The organism is Nocardia sp. NPDC004068 (assembly GCF_042874315.1).
In the GTDB taxonomy this organism is placed as follows: domain Bacteria; phylum Actinomycetota; class Actinomycetes; order Mycobacteriales; family Mycobacteriaceae; genus Nocardia.
The window spans coordinates 61,025-79,437 of record NZ_JBIAMW010000023.1; the positions used below are offsets into that span (position 1 = coordinate 61,025).

19 protein-coding genes are annotated in these 18,413 nt (G+C 71.0%); 12 read left to right on the plus strand and 7 right to left on the minus strand.

Annotated elements, in window-relative coordinates; genetic code table 11:
- The first annotated feature begins 28 nt into the window (after positions 1-28).
- The gene (locus ACFYTQ_RS35805) at positions 29-1,117 is read left to right on the plus strand and encodes an alpha/beta hydrolase (RefSeq protein ID WP_387370533.1); all 1,089 of its coding nucleotides are present in this window, start codon (positions 29-31) and stop codon (positions 1,115-1,117) included.
- A gap of 11 nt (positions 1,118-1,128) precedes the next feature.
- Here ACFYTQ_RS35805 and ACFYTQ_RS35810 read toward each other — a convergent pair whose 3' ends face one another.
- The 3 genes from ACFYTQ_RS35810 to ACFYTQ_RS35820 all read right to left on the minus strand — a co-directional run bounded on the left by ACFYTQ_RS35810 (position 1,129) and on the right by ACFYTQ_RS35820 (position 3,748).
- Entirely contained in the window at positions 1,129-1,689 is a 561-nt protein-coding gene (locus tag ACFYTQ_RS35810; protein WP_387370535.1) for a TetR/AcrR family transcriptional regulator, read from the minus strand.
- A 96-nt stretch (positions 1,690-1,785) separates the two neighbouring features.
- On the minus strand, positions 1,786-2,613 hold the full coding sequence (locus tag ACFYTQ_RS35815) for a DUF1206 domain-containing protein (RefSeq protein ID WP_387370537.1): 828 nt from the start codon (positions 2,611-2,613) through the stop codon (positions 1,786-1,788).
- Positions 2,614-2,683: 70 nt separating this feature from the next.
- Positions 2,684-3,748: a serine hydrolase domain-containing protein gene (locus ACFYTQ_RS35820; RefSeq protein ID WP_387370539.1), complete on the minus strand. Its 1,065-nt coding sequence runs from the start codon at positions 3,746-3,748 to the stop codon at positions 2,684-2,686.
- 149 nt (positions 3,749-3,897) lie between these two features.
- Between ACFYTQ_RS35820 and ACFYTQ_RS35825 the strand changes: the two genes are divergently transcribed.
- Positions 3,898-6,159, plus strand: coding sequence for an MMPL family transporter (locus ACFYTQ_RS35825; RefSeq protein WP_387370541.1), 2,262 nt, complete (start codon positions 3,898-3,900; stop codon positions 6,157-6,159).
- A gap of 205 nt (positions 6,160-6,364) precedes the next feature.
- Here the strand turns inward: ACFYTQ_RS35825 and ACFYTQ_RS35830 are convergent, their stop codons facing one another.
- A complete protein-coding gene (locus ACFYTQ_RS35830; protein WP_387370543.1) occupies positions 6,365-6,988 on the minus strand; it encodes a TetR/AcrR family transcriptional regulator in 624 nt (207 codons plus the stop codon).
- A gap of 64 nt (positions 6,989-7,052) precedes the next feature.
- On the opposite strand from ACFYTQ_RS35830, the gene ACFYTQ_RS35835 reads away from it, so the two are divergent.
- The 8 genes from ACFYTQ_RS35835 (at position 7,053) to ACFYTQ_RS35870 (ending at position 13,762) form a co-directional block, all read left to right on the plus strand.
- Positions 7,053-7,910, plus strand: coding sequence for an MlaE family ABC transporter permease (locus ACFYTQ_RS35835; RefSeq protein WP_387370595.1), 858 nt, complete (start codon positions 7,053-7,055; stop codon positions 7,908-7,910).
- A complete protein-coding gene (locus tag ACFYTQ_RS35840) occupies positions 7,910-8,764 on the plus strand; it encodes an ABC transporter permease (RefSeq protein WP_387370545.1) in 855 nt (284 codons plus the stop codon). Before ACFYTQ_RS35835 ends, ACFYTQ_RS35840 begins: the two co-directional genes overlap by 1 nt.
- 13 nt (positions 8,765-8,777) lie before the next feature.
- On the plus strand, positions 8,778-9,755 hold the full coding sequence (locus tag ACFYTQ_RS35845; protein WP_387370547.1) for an AAA family ATPase: 978 nt from the start codon (positions 8,778-8,780) through the stop codon (positions 9,753-9,755).
- Entirely contained in the window at positions 9,752-10,687 is a 936-nt protein-coding gene (locus ACFYTQ_RS35850; RefSeq protein WP_387370549.1) for a DUF4129 domain-containing protein, read from the plus strand. Before ACFYTQ_RS35845 ends, ACFYTQ_RS35850 begins: the two co-directional genes overlap by 4 nt.
- The gene (locus ACFYTQ_RS35855) at positions 10,684-11,178 is read left to right on the plus strand and encodes a hypothetical protein (RefSeq protein WP_387370551.1); all 495 of its coding nucleotides are present in this window, start codon (positions 10,684-10,686) and stop codon (positions 11,176-11,178) included. Before ACFYTQ_RS35850 ends, ACFYTQ_RS35855 begins: the two co-directional genes overlap by 4 nt.
- A complete protein-coding gene (locus ACFYTQ_RS35860) occupies positions 11,175-12,452 on the plus strand; it encodes a DUF58 domain-containing protein (protein WP_387370553.1) in 1,278 nt (425 codons plus the stop codon). Before ACFYTQ_RS35855 ends, ACFYTQ_RS35860 begins: the two co-directional genes overlap by 4 nt.
- Positions 12,453-12,836 carry a hypothetical protein gene (locus ACFYTQ_RS35865; RefSeq protein WP_387370555.1) on the plus strand — a complete coding sequence of 128 codons (384 nt, stop codon included), beginning with the start codon at positions 12,453-12,455 and terminating at the stop codon, positions 12,834-12,836.
- 182 nt (positions 12,837-13,018) lie between these two features.
- Positions 13,019-13,762 carry an alpha/beta fold hydrolase gene (locus ACFYTQ_RS35870; RefSeq protein WP_387370557.1) on the plus strand — a complete coding sequence of 248 codons (744 nt, stop codon included), beginning with the start codon at positions 13,019-13,021 and terminating at the stop codon, positions 13,760-13,762.
- Positions 13,763-13,832: 70 nt separating this feature from the next.
- Here ACFYTQ_RS35870 and ACFYTQ_RS35875 read toward each other — a convergent pair whose 3' ends face one another.
- Both ACFYTQ_RS35875 and ACFYTQ_RS35880 read right to left on the minus strand, forming a co-directional pair.
- Entirely contained in the window at positions 13,833-14,264 is a 432-nt protein-coding gene (locus tag ACFYTQ_RS35875; RefSeq protein ID WP_387370559.1) for a hypothetical protein, read from the minus strand.
- 26 nt (positions 14,265-14,290) lie between these two features.
- Positions 14,291-15,325 (minus strand): alpha/beta fold hydrolase, encoded by a 1,035-nt coding sequence (locus tag ACFYTQ_RS35880; protein WP_387370561.1) that lies wholly within the window; start codon positions 15,323-15,325, stop codon positions 14,291-14,293.
- A gap of 236 nt (positions 15,326-15,561) precedes the next feature.
- On the opposite strand from ACFYTQ_RS35880, the gene ACFYTQ_RS35885 reads away from it, so the two are divergent.
- Both ACFYTQ_RS35885 and ACFYTQ_RS35890 read left to right on the plus strand, forming a co-directional pair.
- Complete coding sequence (locus ACFYTQ_RS35885; RefSeq protein ID WP_387370563.1) at positions 15,562-16,236, plus strand: AIM24 family protein; 675 nt, start codon at positions 15,562-15,564, stop codon at positions 16,234-16,236.
- 38 nt (positions 16,237-16,274) lie between these two features.
- Positions 16,275-16,955, plus strand: a complete 681-nt coding sequence (locus tag ACFYTQ_RS35890) for a hypothetical protein (protein WP_387370565.1) — start codon at positions 16,275-16,277, stop codon at positions 16,953-16,955.
- Here ACFYTQ_RS35890 and ACFYTQ_RS35895 read toward each other — a convergent pair whose 3' ends face one another.
- Positions 16,956-18,368 carry a DHA2 family efflux MFS transporter permease subunit gene (locus tag ACFYTQ_RS35895; protein ID WP_387370567.1) on the minus strand — a complete coding sequence of 471 codons (1,413 nt, stop codon included), beginning with the start codon at positions 18,366-18,368 and terminating at the stop codon, positions 16,956-16,958.
- Positions 18,369-18,413 lie beyond the last annotated feature (45 nt).

Consider the following 18,413-nt stretch of genomic DNA (forward strand, 5'->3'; position numbering starts at 1 on the left):
AAGAGCGGTGCGGTGGAAGGGCCATGCGATGGGTACGACCGAGGGCGCGGCGGCGACCCGGCGCGAGGTGCGGTTCACGTCCGGGTCAACGGAATGTGTTGCCTGGCTGTACACCCCGGCCGGGACGGGGCCGCGGCCGTTGGTGGTCATGGGGCACGGGCTCGGCGCGGTGCGGCAGATGCGGCTGGACGCCTTCGCCGAGCGGTTCGCGGCGGCGGGCTGGTCGGCGCTGGTGTTCGACTATCGATATCTGGGCGACAGCGGCGGGCAGCCGCGGCAGCTCATCGATATCGAGGCCCAACTGGCGGACTGGCACGCCGCCCTCGCCTACGCGCGCACGCTGCCGGATGTCGATGTCGAACGAATCGCTGTGTGGGGCAGTTCATTCGGTGGCGGACATGTGTTGCGGGTGGCCGCCGACGACGGGGGAGTGGCCGCGGTGGTGGCGCAGTGCCCGTTCACCGACGGCCGGGCGTCGCTCCTGGCCCGGATGCGGACCAGCGTGCTGAGCACCCTCGTGCTGGCGGCGGCCGCGATCGTGGACACCGTCGGGTCGTGGCTGGGCGCGCGGCCGGTGCTCGTGCCGATGGCCGGTCCATGGTGGCTGCCCGCGTTCCTGGCCTCGCCCGACACCCTCTCCGGCGCGTCGGAACTGGTCCCGCCGGGGACCCGGCTGTCGGCGCGGACCAGTGCCGCCCTGCGTCGGCTGCCGGGATTGCGCGCGCGAGTGTCCGGGCATGTGGAACTTTCCGACGCCGAACTCCCCTCGGGCATCGGGCGCGACACGATCTGGGGTGTGCTCACCGGTCCCGGCGGCGACTACTCCGCCGCGAACGCGCTCTCGGCGCGGCTGGCGTTGTGGTTGCCGCTCTACCGTCCCGGTCGGGCCATGGCGCGAATCCAGGCGCCGACACTGGTGTGCGTGTGCGACCGCGACGCGGTCGCCCCGGCCGCCGCGACCATCCGCCACGCGGACGGTCTCGCCCACGTCCACGTGCGCCACTACCCCTGTTCGCATTTCGAGATCTACGTCGGCGACGAATTCGAACGCGCCGTGCGCGACCAGATCTATTTCCTCGCAACACATTTCAACGAGGCCGCCGTCGCCCCGCGCTGACGGCCCACGGGTCAGGGGGCCGTCACCGCGAGCCCCCGGATACCGCGCACCAGAGCCGACAACACCGCGCGCTTGTCGGCCGCGCCCGGGGAATGCATGAGCAGGCCCTCGATCACGAAGACCCCCATGGCGATCACCGCGTCGAGATCGGCGTCGCTGAGGCCGAGTTCGGCCAGCTCGATCCGGAACATCCCCTCGGCCAGCAGGTGGAATCGGTCGTGCCACTCCCGCACCGCCGCCGATTCCTTCGATCGCGCGTGCACCGTGGAGACCAACCGGCTCACCTGCTCGAGCTCGTCGACCACCCACACCAGCCGATCGACCAGATCGGCCCGCGCGACCGCGTCGAACCGATCCAGCGAATCGGCCAGCACCTCGTCCAGCACCGCGATCAACACCGCGTCCTTGTCCTGGAAATACCAGTACACGGTGTTGGACACGACCTCCGCCGCGCCCGCGATCCGCGCCACCGACACCGCCTCGTAGCCGCGCTCGACGAACAATCGCCGGGCCGCCGCGACGATCTCGGCCCGCTTCTCCTCCCGATCCCGCGGCCGCCTGTTACGAGGCATCGCCGCTCCGACCGCTCGTGTCTTGATGACCCATCAAGAACAGTATGCCCAATGATCTCCGACGGTCTCCTATGGGCAGGGTCATCGCCCCGCCGCTCACATCTTGGCGAACCGTGCCATCACGAAGCAGTACAGCCCGTAGAGGATGATCCCCACCGCGGCGACGATCAACAGCACCACGCCGTACGGTTGCGCGCCAAGGGTTTTCAGTGCCGCGTCCAGACCACCGGCCTTGTCGGGCTGCGAGCGGGTGACGGCGAGGATCACCAGTGCCCCGACCGCGGCGACGGCCAGCCCCTTCGCGATGTACCCGCTCATGCCCAGCCGTCGCACCAGCGTGCTCGGCGAACCCTGCAAGTCACGCAGGAACTTTCGGCTCGTGTCCTTGTAGACGTGATATCCGCCGACCCCGATGATGATCGATCCGGCGATGACGAGGACGACCGTGCCCGCCGTGTGCTGCATCAGCCGGGCGGTCATCCCCGTGCTCTGCCCGCTGCTCGACTTTCCGCTGCCCCGAGCGAAACCGAACGCCGACACCGCGAAGGCGAAGTAGATCACCGCCAGCGCGAACGCCTTCACGCGGTGGAACGCCTCGCCGGAGGCACTGTCCTTGTCCGGTTTGGACGCGCTGCCGAACGCCGTCTCCGCCAGGCGCCACAGGCCCATCAGCACGAACGCCACGGCGCCGATCCAGAGCGCCACGCGCCCACCGGGTTTCGCCGCCATCTCGGCCATGGCCCCCGACTGGTCCGCGGTCCCGCCGCCGCCCCCGAGCGCGAGGCGGATCGCGATGTACCCGATGATCAGATGCACGATCCCGGTCATCACGAATCCGGACCGGGCGAACCGCTCGAGCACGCTGTTCTGCGCGACCCGGCTCGCCGAGCCCGACGTCGATCCCTCACCTGACAGCACGCTCATCGAATCCTCGTTCCCGTTCGCGTCGAACGTGCGGCGAATACCCGAGGCGCGCAGGGTGAAACGGACAGGGTCAGGACAGGACGCCGTCGTACGCCGCGAACAGCACGTCCAGCGCCCGCGCGTACCCGTCCGCCCACCGCACCCGATTCATGGTGTACGCCATGGACATTCGCGCGTCCGCGTCGACGAAGACCAGCGACCCGCCCCAACCGCCCCAGGAGCAGGTGCGGTTCTCCAAGCGGTAGCCGAGCCCCCAGCGGATCGGTTGTCCGAGAACCCGATCGGTGCCGCGGAACTGCTCCTCGAAGACCCGCTCGCAGGTGGCCGGGGCGAGCAGCCGGGTGCCGTTCACCGTCCCGCCGCAGGCCAGCAGCGATTGCACCAGCGCGACCGAGCGCGCGTTGCCGTGCCCGTTGATCGCCGGGATCTCGGCGCGCCGCCACGCCGGGGTGTTCGCGTCCCGGACGCCGACGAAGAAGTCCTCGGGCCGATCGCCCGCCGGATCGGGGAGGAGCGTGGCGACCCGGTGATCGTGTTCGGGCGCCAGCCCGATATGGAAGTCGGCGCCCAGCGGCGCGGCGATCTCCTCGGCGAAGAACCGGCCCACGGAACGACCCGAGACCCGCGAGATCACCTCGCCCACAAGGAAACCGAACGTGATCGAGTGGTACCCCGCCGCCTCGCCGGGCGGCCACGCCGGGGCCTGCGCGGCCAGCGCGTCGGTGACCCCGCGCCAGTCGTGGAGGTCGGCCGCGGTCAGCGGAACGTCCCAGGTGGGCAACCCCGCGGTGTGCCCGAGCAGATGCCGAACCCGCACCCCGGATTTGCCCGCCGCGGCGAACTCCGGCCAATACTCGGCGACGGCCGCGTCGAGATCCAGTTCCCCCCGATCGGCCAGCAGCAGCGCGCACACCGCCACCATCGTCTTGGTCGTCGACCACACATTGACGATCGTGTCCCGCTCCCACGCCGCCGAACCCTCGGCATCGCGATACCCGCCCCAGACGTCGAGCACCGGCCGACCGTCCACGAACACCGCCGCCGACGCGCCACCGTCCCCCTCGTCCAAGGCCCTGCCGAAGGTTTCGGCCGCCCCCGCGAACCGCGCGTCCCACGAACCGTCGATGCCGCTCATGCTCGGGACCCTAGCCCCGCCGAAAACGCCGACGCCACCGGTTTTCCCGTGGTCCGCGCCCGTAGACCGACGCCCGCACACTGAGATACTCTGTGTACAGTCTTAGATCCACTGTATGTATTCGACGGGGGATAGGTGGTACGGGCTCGATGCTGACGAGACTGGGCGAACTGACGTCGCGATGGCCGCGGTGGATCGCGGGCGTGGTGCTCGTCTTCACGATCGGCGCGGCGGCGTACGGGCTGCCGGTGAGCACCCAACTGCTCGCGGGCGGATACGACGACCCGGGGTCGGAGTTCACCGCGGCCGAGCGGGTGCTCGCCGAGAAGTTCCACGCCGGCGGGTTCTCGCTGATCTTCACGGTCACCGACCCGGCGGGCGCGGACAGTCCGGCCGCGGCCGCCCGGGGCAGGGAAGTCGTTGCGGCGCTGAATGATTCGGGGACCACCACCCAGGTGATCTCCTACTGGACCACACCTCCGAAACTCGCCGGATCACTGCTCGGGAAGGACGGCCGGACCGCGCTCGTGGCCGCCCAGGTGGTCGGGAACGATCGCGACGCGCCCCGGCTGGCGCACGAGATCGCCGAGCGCGTCTCCGGCACCCGCGACGGCGTGACCGTCACCGCGGGCGGCGAGGCCATCGTCCAGTACGAGCTGAATCGGCAGTCCCGCGTCGACCTGGTGACCCTCGAACTCATCGCGGCGCCGTTCACCTTTCTGGCCCTGGTGTGGATCTTCGGCAGCGCGGTCGCGGCCATGCTGCCGCTCGCGGTGGCGGCGTTCGCCATCGCCGGGACCACGGCGACGCTGCGCGGCCTGTTCGCCGTCACCGATGTCGCGGTCTTCGCGCTGAATCTGGCGACGGCCCTGTGCCTCGCCCTGGCCGTCGACTACACGCTGTTCATGATCAACCGCTACCGGGAGGAACTCGCCGCCGGCGTGCCCCGCGATCGGGCGTTGCTCCGTACGATGAACACCGCGGGCCGCACGGTCGTCTACTCCGCGGTGACGGTCGCGGTGACGACCTCGGCGATGTTCGTGTTCCCCATCTACTTCCTGCGCTCGCTCGCCTACGCGGGCCTGGCCGGGGTGGCGTTCTCGTTGCTCGGCGCGCTCGTCGTCGCCCCGGCGATGATGGTGCTGCTCGGCGATCGGCTCGACGCGGCCGACATCCGAAAGCCCGTGCGGCGCTTGCTGAGACGGCCCGAGCCGCGCGCGGTCGCGCCCGAGCACACGTTCTGGTACCGCGTCGCCGTATTCGCCATGCGGCGCGCGACGCCGGTGATCGCGGTGCTGGTGCTGCTGTTCCTGTTCCTGGGGACGCCGCTGCTGGGGGCCAGGCTCGGCTACCCCGACGATCGGGTGCTGCCGACGTCGGCGTCCTCGCGTCAGGTCGGTGAGACGCTGCGCTCGCAGTTCTCCGAGGGTGAGCTGGGCGTGGTCCACATCGTGCTGCCCGCGGGGGTGACCTCGGGACGGGCGCTGACCGAGTACGCCGGCGCGCTGTCCCGCGTCCCCGACGTCACCACGGTCGCCGCGCCCGGCGGCATCTACGCGAACGGGTCGCTGATCAGCATCGTCACCTACGACTCGGCACAGAAGGGCGACGCCGCCTACCTGGCCGTGTCCACCAGCCGGGATCCGTTGTCGCAGGCCGGACGTGATCAGCTCGCTGCGCTGCGGCAGGTGCCCGCGCCCGCGCCCACCCTGTTCACCGGGCTGGCCCAGCGCGACATCGACGACGTGCACGGGATCATGACCCGGCTGCCGTGGATCCTCGCGCTGATCGCGGTCGCGACGCTGGTGCTCATCTTCCTGATGACCGGCAGCGTGCTGCTGCCGATCAAGGCGTTGATCATGAACATGCTCTCGCTGACGGCCGCCTTCGGCGTGATCACCTGGATCTTCCAGGACGGGCACCTCGGCGGCCTCGGCACGGTCGCGACCGGCTACTACAACTACACGATGCCGCCGCTGCTGCTGTGCCTGGCGTACGGATTGTCCATGGACTACGAGGTTTTCGTGCTGTCGCGGATGCGCGAGGAGTGGCTGCGGTCCGGCCGCACCACCGCCGACAACGAACGCGCGGTGGTCCTCGGGCTGGCCCGCACCGGCCGCATCGTGACCGCCGCCGCGTCGGTCATGGCGATCGTCTTCGTCTCGATCACGACCGCCCAGGTGTCGTTCATGCGCGGCCTCGGCGTCGGCCTCGCGGCCACCGTCCTGCTGGACGCGTTCCTGGTGCGCCCGTTGCTCGTCCCCGCGCTCATGCGCCTGCTCGGCCGCGCGAACTGGTGGGCCCCGGGCCCCCTCGCCCGCTGGCACGATCGCCGCGGGTTCGGCGAGGGGGACCCATCCGAACCCACGGCGGCCGCGGACGGCGAGAACCTGGAACTGGGGCGCGTCTGAACCCCTGACGGCGAGAACCTGGAGCTGGGCGCGTCCGCCCCCTGACGGCGAGAATCTCGAGCTGGGACGCGTCCGCCCTCTGACGCCCCCGCCGCCCGGTCTGATGGGCGAATCAGGGGTCGCTCGCCATACTTCGCCTCGAGGTCGCCACCGGCGAAAATCGCAGGGGCGCAACGGATCACGCGATGGGCACCACTTTATATGCTCAGTCGGCGGGGGTGTATTCGGGCCGCCGCAATCCGGTCAGCAGTCGCCGCAGCAGATCCGAGCACTCCTCGCGCACGCGCGGTTGCTCGTCCGCGGGCGCCTCGGCGATCGCGAGCCCGGCCCCGCCGAGCACCTCGTAGAACATGCGCACGGTCGTCTTCTCGGCCTTGCGCTCGAGGAAGCCGATGTGCATCAGCGCGCTGACCATCCCCTCGACCAGCGCGTAGGAGTGCTCGTGCTCGCAGCGTCGCCAGCCCTCCCAGCCCAGCGCGAGCGGGCCCTCCTGCCAGACGAGCTTGCCGTACACCGGATCGCACGACTCCACGAGGAAGGCGTCCAGCGCGGCGAGCGACCCCTCGACGGGGTCGGTGTACCGGCCGGCGATCGCGCCGACCCGCGCGACCACCTCCGCGCCGAGCCGGTCGAGGACGGCCTCGAAAAGCGCCTTCTTGCTGGCGAAGTGGTGATAGACGGCCCCGCGGGTGAGCAGGCTCGCCGAGGCCACCTCCTCCAGCGACGTCCCCGCGTAGCCCTTCTCCGCGAACAAGCGCGTCGCCTCTTCGAGCAGGGCCTCGCGCGTCGCCTCGGAGTAGAGCTCTCGCCGACTCTTGACATTTGACACACGACAAGCATACTCACATACATTGAGTATGTGACAGACGTCGGATAGGTGACTTTCTGTGAGTATGAACGCAACGGCGACCACCGCAGCACCCCACCGCCGCCGCCCGACCCTTCTCGACCAGGCGGAATCGTTCTGGCGGGAGCATCCGAGACGAGCCCTGGACACCTTCGGTCGACAGCTGGAGATGGCCGGTGAACTCCTCATCGGGCTTGTGGTCTCGATCGCGCGCGGCACCTTCGAATGGCGCGAGTTCGTGCGGCAGTGCGCGTTCATGGCGAGCGTGTCGGCCATCCCGACGGTCATCAACGCCGTTCCCGTCGGCGTCGTGATCGCCCTCCAGGTCGGCGAGGTCATCGAACAGGTCGGCGCGGACTCGTTCGTCGGTTCGGCGGTGGGCATCGGCGTGCTCGAACAGGGCGCGCCGCTGGTCGCGTCGATGATGATCGCGGGCGCGGTCGGGTCGTCGCTGTGCGCGGACCTGGGGTCGCGCACGATCCGCGAGGAGATCGACGCGATGAAGACCATGGGCGTGGATCCGCTGCAACGCTTGGTCGTGCCGCGACTGCTGGCGGCGATGGTGGTCAGCGTCCTGCTGTGCGGGCTGGTGGTCTTCGTCGGATTCTTCGCGACCTTCGCGTTCTACATCTACGCGAACCACGGCACGCCCGGTTCGTTCATCGCCGCGTTCGTGGGGTTCGCGAACGTCAAGGATCTGCTGCTGGCGCTGTTCAAATCGCTGCTGTTCGGCTTCTTCACCGCGATCATCGCGAGCTATCACGGGCTGCACGCGCGGGGCGGACCCAGCGGCGTCGCGAACGCGGTCAACGCCTCGGTGGTCCAGTCGGCGCTCATCCTGTTCGGGACCAACGTCGTCATCTCGCAGATCTACAACACCCTCGTTCCCGGGCAGGTGGGCTGATGACCACGACGACGCGACCCGCGATCCGGTTGGGCGCCAGCATCTTTCGTCCCCTCACGCGGGCACTGGGCACCTTCGGCAACCAGATCGTGTTCCTGTTCCGCGTGCTGACCTCGATTCCGCTGACGCTGCGGCACTACTCCAAGGAGGTGACCCGCCTGGTCGCCGATGTCACCTGGGGCAACGGCACGCTCGTCGCCGGGGGCGGGACGATCGGCGTGGTCCTGGTGATGTGCGCCTTCGGCGGCATGACGATCGGGATCGAGGCGTACAACAATCTCAGCCTGGTCGGTGTCGGCGAGCTGACGGGTTCGATCTCCGCGCTGGGCGGCACCCGCGAGATCGTCCCGATCCTCGCCACGCTCGCCTTCGTCGTGCAGGCGGGCTGCCGGTTCACCGCCGAGCTCGGGGCGATGCGGATCTCCGAGGAGATCGACGCGCTCGAGTCCATCGCCATCCGGCCCATGCCCTACCTGATCACCACCCGCGTGCTCGCGGTCCTGGTGGTGGCGCCGCCGCTGTACCTGTGCGCGCTCGTGGTGTCGTTCTTGTCCACCGAGCTGACCACCATGGTGATCGGCGGCGTGACGGGCGGGACCTACGCGCACTACTTCAACCTGTTCCTGGTGCCGAGCGACATCGGCATGTCCATCCTCAAGCTGATCGTGCTCGTCACCCTGACCACGTTCATCCAGTGCTATTACGGTTTCTTCGCCGCGGGCGGCCCGGTCGGGGTGGGCGTCGCGGCCGGGCGGGCCATCCGGCTGTCCATCATCACCATGGTCTGTACGAATCTCGCGCTGTCCCTGGCGATTTGGGGATCCGCGGCCGGGTCGGCCCGCATCTCCGGATGAGAGGACGGATCCGATGACCGCGCAACTCGATCACCACCACGTGCTCGACGACGTGCGAGCGGTGCTCGGCACGCTCGACCGCGCCGTCGTCGGGCGACGCGCCGCGCTGACGACGATCCTGCTGGCCGTGCTCGCCGACGGGCACATCCTGATCGAGGATCTGCCCGGCCTGGGCAAGACCATGCTGGCCCGATCGCTGGCGACGGTGCTGGGGCTGGAGACCGCCCGCATCCAGTTCACCCCGGATCTGCTTCCGGCCGACGTCGTCGGGGCCACCAGCTACAACGTCGTCACCCGCGAATTCGAGTACCGGCCGGGGCCCGTCTTCACCAATGTCCTGATCGCCGACGAGATCAACCGCACCTCGCCCAAGACGCAGGCCGCACTGCTCGAGGGCATGGCGGAGCGGCAGGTCAGCGTGGACGGCCGGACCCGGCCGCTGCCCACGCCGTTCGTGGTGCTGGCCACGGAGAACCCGATCGAGCACGAGGGCACCTATCCGTTGCCGGAGGCGCAGCTGGACCGTTTCGCGGTACGGCTGCGGCTGGGCTATCTGAGCGCCGACGGCGAGACGGAGTTGTTGCGCCGCAGGGTGGATCGGCGGCGCCGGGAACCCGAGCTGCCCCGGGTGCTCGATCCCGCCCGGGTGGTGGCGGCGCAGCGCGCGGTGGAGGACGTCGCGGTGCACGACGACGTCCTGCGCTACGTCGTGGTCCTCGCCGAGGCCACGCGCCGGCATCCGCAGGTCGAGGTGGGCGCGAGCCCGCGCGCGGAACTCGATCTGCTGCAACTGTCCCGGGCCCGGGCGCTGCTCGCGGGCCGCGACTTCGCGCTGCCCGACGATGTGAAGGCCCTGGCGGTCCCGGCGTTCGCGCATCGCCTCGTGCTGCGACCCGAGATGTGGGCGCGGCGCGTACCCACCGACGCGGTGGTCGAGGAGATCCTCGCCCGCGTACCCGCACCGCGCACCTCCCGAGGAGACGGATCATGATCGGCACCGTATCGACGCGCCCGCCCCGGCGGCGGTTCACCGTGAGCGTCGTATTGTTCTGCGGCGCGACGGCTTTCAGCGTCGTCGCGCTGCGCAGCGGCCTGCCCGGCGGCGCGCCCGCGCCCGAGCCGGGCACCGGCGCACCCCAGTCCGCGGCGCCGCTGGTGGCCCTCGCGGCCATCGCGGGTCTGACGATCGTGGTGGCGCTCGCGGGTTTTCTCCGACGGGTCCGCCACGACCCACCGGAAGGCGCTGTGCCGCAATCGGATCGGGCCGCGCTCCCGCGCCCGACCCCCAGGCAGCTGGTGGCCGCGGTCGGCGTGGCGCTGGTGCTCGCCGGAACCGCCTGCGCGGCACCGTTTCTCGGGGTGCGGGTCCCGTGGGCCGAACGACCGGCGGTCACCGAGCGGAGCGCGGACCCGACGGATACGGCGGTCCGCGAACGCCCGGCCCCGGTCCCGCCTCCGCACACGGACCTCGCCGGGGCGGGCATCGCGGCGGGCGCGCTCGGGGTGCTCGCGCTCGCCGGTCTCGGGATCGTGACGGTCCGGTCCTCCCGGCGGCGGACCGCGGCGGACGCGGATCCGTCGCCCCACGACGCGCACGAGGTCGTGCGACGGGTGATCGAGCGGGGACTCGACCAGGTGCGGCAACCCGATCAGGACCCGCGGCAGGCCATCATCGCCTGCTACACCCAGATGGAATACGCGGTCGCGCAGGCGGCGCGGACGGTGTTCAGCGCGTCCGACACGGCCTACGAGGTGCTGGCCAAGGCGGTGGATGTGGGTGCGGTGCAACCGCAGATCGCCTCGGAACTGGTGGACCTGTTCGCCGAGGCCCGCTACAGCGAACACCCGATGACCGACCTGGACCGGGCCACCGCGGCGGCCCTGCTCGCCGGAATCCTCGACGACCTGGAGAGCCGGACATGAGGTTGGCATCGACGCTGTGGACGGCGATCGTGGTGGTCGCCGGCGCCGAGTCGATCGCGTTGCTGATCGCGCGGCCGCTCCTGCTGCCGGTGAGCGGATGCGCGCTGGCGGCGGCGGAGTTCCTGCTGGGCCGCGAGATCGCCCGTCGCGCACCGGAACCCGAGCCGGACACCACCGAGACGACCCTTGTGGAGCAGCGCCTCGCGCGGGTGGCGACCCTGGCCGCCCGCGCGGACGGCACCCGGGGCGACTGGGATCGCCATGTGCGCCCGTTGGTCTCGCGCGAATTCGAGTTGACCCTCGGCGTCCACGCCGGCGATCGGAGCGCCGCCGCGCGCGAGATCGGCACGGGCTATTTCGGATCGGAGCTGTGGCGGTGGGTCGATCCGGCGAATGTGGCCGGGCCGCACGGCGACCGCGACGCACCCGGACCGGGCCGGGACACGCTGTGCCGCATCATGGACCGCCTGGACGGGCAGCCGGTGTCATGAGCGACCGGTTCACCTCCGACACCGCGCGCGTCCGGTGGCGGCTCTCCGCCGCGGCCGTCGCCGTCATCTGGTGCGCCGGAACGGTTTTCGCCATGGCCGTCGCGCTGAACCGCCCGCAGCTGGTGGTCTTCGCCGCGCCGCTGGCCGGGGTCGTGCTGGCCGCGCAGTGGCGGCCGCCCGAGACCGTCGTGCGCGTCGTGGCCGACCCCGCCGACGATCTGGGACACGGTATCGCGCACTGCTTCGAGACCGACACGATCGTCGTGCGGCTGCGCCTCGTGTCCGGCGGCCATCCGGGCGGAGTGGCCCTGGAACTGCCGGTGGTCGAGGGCCTGGCCTCGCGGGTGATCGACGAGGAGGCGGCGCGGACGACGGTGGTGCGGGTCGAATGCGTCCGCTGGGGCCGGCACCGGCTCGCGGTGCGAGTGCACGCGCGCGCGAGATGGGGTCTGCTGCGCGGCGCCGAGGTCGTGCGCCCGATCGAGGTGCGGGTGTTCCCCCGGGTGCACCCGCGGCGCTTCGATCCGGTGCGCTCCACCCCGGCGGTGCTGCGACATGCCGGGACCCACCCCTCGAACCGGTCGGGTTCCGGCGTGGAATACGCCGATCTGCGCCAATTCTCGCCGGGCGACAGCCTGCGGACGATCAATTGGCCGGTCAGCGTGCGGCAGGGCAGCCTGTACGTCACCGACCGCCGCGTCGAGCAGTCCGTGGATCTGGTGGTGCTGCTCGACACCCACACGGGGCCCGACGGTCCCGTCGCGCGCGCACACGATCGGTCGGTGCGGGGCGCGGTCGAGATCGTGGCGAACGGGCTGCGCAGCGGGGACCGGGTCGGGCTGGTCTGCCTGGGCGCGGACGTGCGCTGGATCGAGGCGAAAGGCGGCCGCTCCCAATACTTTCGGGCGCTGTCGATGATCCTCGGCGTCGACGACGCGGGCGCCGCCCGGTGCTCGGGTTCGCTGCCGCCCCGCGCCGCCGCGCCGCCCGGGGCCATCGTCATCGCCTTCTCGACGCTGATCTCCACCGCGTTCTTCCTCGCCCTCATCGAACTGCGCAAGCGTGGTCATCCGATCGTGGTGGTCGACGTGCTCGCGGGCGCGGATCTTGTTCGGCCATCGGATGATCCGCTGTGCCGCAAGCTCTGGGACTTCGAACGCCGGGGCATGTATCGGGACATGCGCAGCTCCGGTCTGGAGGTGGTGGCCTGGCCGCCGGAGCACGCGTTGAGCGAGGCGTTGACGGTGCGCGGGCCACGCCGGGGGAGGCCCTAGATGGCGATCGGCCCCGTGCTGTCCGTCCTCGCCGTCGCGCTCGCAGTCGCCGGGCTGCGGTACCGGATCGTCGCGATCGCCGCCGTGGTCTGCCTGGCCGCGGCGCTCACGCTGTCCGGGCACGTCGATGTGTGGACCTACGCGGCGGCCGGGGCGGCCGCCACGCTGTATCTGGTACTGGCGCACGGCGGTTCGCGCCGTTCGGCGGGCCGGGACGTCCTGGTTCCCGTCGCCGCCGCGCTGGCCACCCTGGTGACGGTCCTGGCGTTCGTCGTACCGATCCGCCTGCCCTGGCTCGGGGCCGTCGCCCCGCCCGCGGTCCTGCTGCTCATCGCGCTGCCGTTGCTGGCCGGGGGAACCGACGAGGACCCGCGCGACCCCTGATCCGATTACGTCGAACCGACCGTCACCCGACGGATGCCGCGGGTCACCCTCGCGACGCACAGTGGGACGGCATCATCCCACTCGCTCGAAGGGCGGAAACCCATGGCCCCCAAGGAATCTCGTCGCACCCGGGTGGCGCTCGCGCTCACGGCCGCCGTCGCCGCGGGCGGCCTGGCCGTCGCGTGCACCGCGAGCACCACCGAGGCGAATCCGACCCCGGACGGCCCCGGCCGACCGTCGTCCTCGAACACGGCGCGTTCGCCGACGGTTCGAGCTGGAACGACGTGATCGAGAAGCTGCGCGCCGACCACTATCCGGTCGTGGCCGCGGCGAACCCCCTGCGCGGTCCGGCCGCCGACGCCACCACCCTGCGCGCGCTCATCGATCACCTCGACGGGCCCGTCGTCCTGGTCGGCCACTCCTACGGCGGTTCGGTGACCAGCGCGGCGGCGGCGGGCAGCGACAAGGTGAAGGCGCTCGTCTACGTCGCCGCCTTCCTGCCCGCGCCCGGTGAGACCGCGCTGGAGCTGACCGGCCGCTTCCCCGGCTCGACCCTGCCCGCCGCGCTGGATCCGGTGCCCTCCAACGGAATCGGCGGCGCGGGCACCGACCTCTACATTCAGCGGGACAGGTTCCGCGACCAGTTCGCCGCCGACGTCCCCGCCGACCGGGCCGCCCTGATGGCCGCGACCCAGCGCCCGATCGCCCAATCCGCGCTCGAGGAGCGGGCGACCGCGGCCGCGTGGACCGAGAAGCCCAGCTGGGACGTGATCACCACCGAGGACCGCAACATCCCCGTCGCGGCGCAACGCTTCATGGCCGAGCGCGCGCACGCCCACGTCACCGAGGTCCCCGCCTCCCATTCGGTCGCCGTCTCCCACCCCGATCGGGTGGCCGAGGTCATCGAGGCGGCCGCCCGCTCCTGAACACTTGTCCGGACCGCGAAAACCCGCCCCCCGCAAGGCTTCTCGCGGGGGGCGGGTTTCGTGTCGGAGGTCAGCGCGCGGCGCGCAACGGTCCCCGGAAGGACTTGCGCAGCGACGACGGTCCGACCAGCGGGAGCAGTGCCGCCAGCAGTCTGCCTCGCAGCGTGGTCGGGGTCCGGGTCAGCTCGACGTCGACGCGGCTGCCGGTCGCGTCGGGGGAGGCCCGGAAGACCCAGCCGCCGCCCGCGCCGAACAGCTTGGAGTCCAATGTCGTCACGGTCACCGTGTCCCCGGCCGGATCCCACTCGTAGCGCGCCCGTTCCCACGCCGCCGCGGTGCCCTCGGTGACCTCGGCCCAGCCGTCGCCGCGATCGTGCACCACGAAGTGCTCGGCGTCGATCGACGACCAGGCGTCCGGGCGCCCGGGCCCGAAGTCGGTGAGCACGCGCACGACCTCGGCGGGGGTCAGCGTGGACAGCAGATGGAAACGGACGGTGGTCATGGCAGCGCTCCTTCGGAAAGCAGTGGTCACAGCTGGTCGGCGTCGATGACGGCCCGCGCGAACGGATGCGGCGCCTCCTGCGGGACGTTGTGCCCGATGCCGTCGAGGACGCGGTGCTCGTATCTGCCGGTGAACTTGGCGCGGTAGGCCGCCCCGTCCTCGGCCGCCCCGTCGAAGTCGCTGCCGATGGTGATGGTCGGGACGCCGACGGTCGCGCCGTCGAGCCGCCGCTCGTACTCGTCGTACCGCGGTTCGCCCGGCGCGAGCCCGAGCCGCCACCGATAGTTGTGGATGACGATGTCGACGTGATCGGGGTTGTCGAAGGACGCGGCCGTGCGGTCGAAGGTGGCGTCGTCGAATGTCCACGCGGGCGAGGCGCGTCGCCAGATCAGCTTGTTGAAGTCGTGCCGGTTGCGGCTGTAGCCCAGCCGCCCGCGCTCGGTCGCGAAGTAGTACTGGTACCACCAGCCGAGTTCGGCGTCCGGCGACAGCGGCTGTTGATTGGCGGGGATCGAGCTGACGAGATATCCGCTCACCGATACGAGGGCCTTGCACCGCTCCGGCCACAGCGCCGCGACGATGTCGGCGGTCCTTGCGCCCCAGTCGTATCCGGCGAGCACGGCCTTGTCGATACGCAGCGCGTCCATGAGGTTCACGAGGTCCTCGGCGATCGCGGTCTGCTGACCGTTGCGCATGGTCCCCGGCGACCGGAACGTCGTCGGCCCGTACCCCCGCAGATACGGCACGATCACCCGGTACCCGGCGGCGGCGAGCAGCGGCCCGACGTCGGCATAGCTGTAGGCGTCGTACGGCCAGCCGTGCAACAACACGACGGGTTGTCCGGTGGCCGAACCGAATTCGGCGTAACCCACGTTCAGCACCCCGGCATCGACGTGTTCGATCGGGCCGAGCGTGGTGTGCAGTCCCGCGCCCGCGCGCGGATCCGCACCCGGCGCGGGCCGTGGTTCGTCGTCGGCGCAGGCCGCCAGCGACCCCGCCGCCAATCCGGCGGCGCCCATCGCCAGCGCCCCGCCGAACAGTCCTCGTCTGCTGAGTGTCATCGCGCCTCCTGCCACCTGTCCGTATGCCGTGGATCCGGGCCGATCCACCTCACCGACGCTATGGCGCACCGTCGAGCCCCCGCGTCCGTCGGGTGACGTAGTCGACGACGGTCGTCGTCGGGCATCGGCCGCCGGAATCCGGGGCGAGCGTCCGGCCACCGGTCCCGGATACCATCGGTGCCGACTGCGGTGGGCGCCGCACGGCGGCAAGGGAACACGAGGAGGGCCGAGCGGCGATGCGGAGCGCGTTTTTCGGGAACTTGGATCAGGGACAGCCGGGGCAGTTCGCCCTGCAGAACTCGAAGATGCTGCGGGTGCAGCTGAACGGGGACGTGTTCGCGCGGCAGGGGTCGATGGTCGCGTTCCAGGGGCAGATGGACTTCCACTATCAGGGCGCCGGGGGGATCGGGAAGTTCATCAAGAAGGCGCTCACCGGTGAGGGTGTCGAGCTGATGCGGGTGTCGGGGCAGGGGGCGCTGTTCCTCGCGCACGACGCGCACGACATCCACCTGTTCTATCTGGAGAACGAGGGCATCACGGTCAACGGCGAGAACGTCCTCGCCTACGAGCCGCACCTGGACTCCGACATCAAGCGGGTGCAGGGGGCGGGGATGGTCACCTCCGGTCTGTTCAACACCACGCTCACCGGCACCGGCTGGGTCGCGGTCACCACGCACGGCGCGCCCGTGCTGCTCGATGCCGGGCGCGCGCCGACCTTCGCCGACGGGCAGTCGGCCGTCGCCTGGAGCACCAGCCTCCAGGTGGGCGTGAACCGGACCTTCAAGGTGGGCGCGCTGATCGGGCGCGGCAGCGGGGAGGCGGCGCAGCTCGCGTTCCGCGGTCCGGGTTTCGTACTCGTGCAGGCCAGCGAGGGGCCGACGGTGCCGCCGCACACCCACGCGGGCTCGTAGTTTCCTGGCGGGCAAGGCAATTCGATAACGTTGATCGAGTGATCCGTACGTTCCTGGTGTTGCCGCTCGATGCCGCCCCCGCCGAATCGGACCTCGCCGCGTACCTGGAATCGCAACAGCCGCTACCCGTCTCCGACGACGACCCGTCCGCCGCGATCCGCTCGACGGTCGAGGCGTGGAACCGGCAGGTCGTGCTGGCGGGCCGCGGCGAGGCCCTGATCCGCTGCGACCCCGCCGGAACCATTGTCCGCGTACGGATTCCGCACCAGTTCCTCGCCCGCGTCCTGCCCCTCCTGCGCGACCACGCCCGCCCCGCCGCCTTCTACGACGCCGACCGCCGCACCCTGCACCGCTTCGGCCCCCGCCGCCCCGCCACCCTCCACATCGGCGACCACCCCGTCGCCCGGTCCATAGCCCTGGACGAACTCCGCTCCTACATCGAGACTTTGACCACCCCCCAGATCCTCACCGTCACCAAACCCGACGAGGACCCCGCCACCTTCATCCAGACCTACCCCACCCCACCCGCCCCAGCCGAAACCCCCACCTACACAGTCGAAATCAGCGACGCCTCCGCCGCCCGCCGCTACCGCACCCGACTCGACACCCCCACCATCGTCGCCGACCTCGTCTGGGACTGGCTCGACGCCCGCTGGAACCGCCTCTACCAACACACCTGGCGCCTCGACCCCTCCGCCCGCGACACCCACCTGCCGTGATCACGGACGAGTCCGCTGATTGCGCCGCAACTCCGTCGACACCGCCGCCCCGACGAGGGACAGCGCGGCGATGGCGCCGAAGGCCAGGTGGTAGCCCGACAGGGCGGCCCAGCCGGAAAGGGCTGCGCGGGAGAGGATTACCGCGACGATCGCCACTCCGACCGCTCCGCCGATGCGCTGGAGGATGTTGACGAAGGCGGCGGCGTCGGGGAGTTGGTCGGGGCGGACGGCGGCGTAGGCGGCGGAGACCAGGGGCATTCCCGACAGGGCCGTGGCCACGCCCGCCGCGAACAGAAGCGCCTGCACCACAACGGGATTCGCGTCGGCGGGGAGGAAGGCGAAGGGCAGGATGGTGGCGGTCACCGCCAGGCCGCCGCAGATCGCCACCGCGCCGCCGCCGATGCGGTCGGTGAGGCGGCCGCCGAGGGGGAGGGTGATGACGCCGCCCGCGCCGAAGGAGATCAGGGCGACGCCGGTGCGAATCAGGCCGTAGCCGTGCAGTTCCTGGAAGTACAGCGGGAGCAGCACCATCACCCCGAACATGGCCGCGCCCGCGAAGAAGCTCGCGGCATTGGCGGCGGCGAACACCGGATCGGCGAACATGCGCACGTCCAGCAGAGCGCGCGCACTGCGCACCGACCGCGCAACGAACCCCGCCACCCCCACCGCGCCGAGCACCACCGGCAACCACACCGACACCGCCCCCACACCCCCGCGCTCACCGATCTCCGACAACCCGTACACCACCGCCGACACCCCGCCCCCGGCCAGCACCAACCCGAGCACATCGAACCCCTGCCCGGCCACACCCCTGCCCAGCGGCAGATACCGCAGCCCGAGCCCCAACCCGATCAACCCCAGCGGAATATTGATCAGGAACAACCACTCCCAGCCCCAGTGCGCCAGCATGAGCCCGCCCACGGTCGGCCCGATCGTCGGCGCGCCGACCACGGCGATCCCGACCACACCCATCACCCGGCCCATCCGCCGCGGCCCCGCCGCCTGACCGAGGATGGTCTGCCCGGCCGGAAGCATCACCCCGGCGGCGAGGCCCTGCAGGATCCGCAGCGCGATCAACCACCCCGCCGACCCCGCGAGCGCGCACAGTCCCGATGTCACCGTGAACGCCACCAGCGCCCCGATCCACAACCGTCCCACCCCGACCCGGCGGGCCAGCCAGCCGCAGACCGTCAGCGAAACCCCCAGTGCCAGTAGGTAACCGCTGGCGATCCACTGGATCGTGGCCAGATCGGCGCCCAGATCCGCGCCGATCTCGTGCAGGCCGATGTTCACCAGCGAGGTGTCGAGCATCCCCATCACCGCCCCGAACACCACGACGGCGGCGGTGCGCCACACATGCGCCGGAATCGTGTCGGACGTGGGGGACGCGGTGTCCGTGCGCGTCTGCGTCATCGGACCCCTCCTTCACTTTCGATTGAGCAACCCAATTGCGGAGAC

Bases quoted from the DNA above. Each gene is read 5' to 3' on its own strand.
- ACFYTQ_RS35865 (WP_387370555.1), top strand. From the start codon at position 12,453: ATGGCGATCGGCCCCGTGCTGTCCGTCCTCGCCGTCGCGCTCGCAGTC.
- ACFYTQ_RS35820 (WP_387370539.1), bottom strand. From the start codon at position 3,748: ATGAGCGGCATCGACGGTTCGTGGGACGCGCGGTTCGCGGGGGCGGCC.
- ACFYTQ_RS35885 (WP_387370563.1), top strand. From the start codon at position 15,562: ATGCGGAGCGCGTTTTTCGGGAACTTGGATCAGGGACAGCCGGGGCAG.
- ACFYTQ_RS35875 (WP_387370559.1), bottom strand. From the start codon at position 14,264: ATGACCACCGTCCGTTTCCATCTGCTGTCCACGCTGACCCCCGCCGAG.
- ACFYTQ_RS35850 (WP_387370549.1), top strand. From the start codon at position 9,752: ATGATCGGCACCGTATCGACGCGCCCGCCCCGGCGGCGGTTCACCGTG.
- ACFYTQ_RS35860 (WP_387370553.1), top strand. From the start codon at position 11,175: ATGAGCGACCGGTTCACCTCCGACACCGCGCGCGTCCGGTGGCGGCTC.
- ACFYTQ_RS35835 (WP_387370595.1), top strand. From the start codon at position 7,053: ATGAACGCAACGGCGACCACCGCAGCACCCCACCGCCGCCGCCCGACC.
- ACFYTQ_RS35880 (WP_387370561.1), bottom strand. From the start codon at position 15,325: ATGACACTCAGCAGACGAGGACTGTTCGGCGGGGCGCTGGCGATGGGC.
- ACFYTQ_RS35840 (WP_387370545.1), top strand. From the start codon at position 7,910: ATGACCACGACGACGCGACCCGCGATCCGGTTGGGCGCCAGCATCTTT.
- ACFYTQ_RS35815 (WP_387370537.1), bottom strand. From the start codon at position 2,613: ATGAGCGTGCTGTCAGGTGAGGGATCGACGTCGGGCTCGGCGAGCCGG.
- ACFYTQ_RS35805 (WP_387370533.1), top strand. From the start codon at position 29: ATGGGTACGACCGAGGGCGCGGCGGCGACCCGGCGCGAGGTGCGGTTC.
- ACFYTQ_RS35895 (WP_387370567.1), bottom strand. From the start codon at position 18,368: ATGACGCAGACGCGCACGGACACCGCGTCCCCCACGTCCGACACGATT.
- ACFYTQ_RS35855 (WP_387370551.1), top strand. From the start codon at position 10,684: ATGAGGTTGGCATCGACGCTGTGGACGGCGATCGTGGTGGTCGCCGGC.
- ACFYTQ_RS35810 (WP_387370535.1), bottom strand. From the start codon at position 1,689: ATGCCTCGTAACAGGCGGCCGCGGGATCGGGAGGAGAAGCGGGCCGAG.
- ACFYTQ_RS35825 (WP_387370541.1), top strand. From the start codon at position 3,898: ATGCTGACGAGACTGGGCGAACTGACGTCGCGATGGCCGCGGTGGATC.
- ACFYTQ_RS35845 (WP_387370547.1), top strand. From the start codon at position 8,778: ATGACCGCGCAACTCGATCACCACCACGTGCTCGACGACGTGCGAGCG.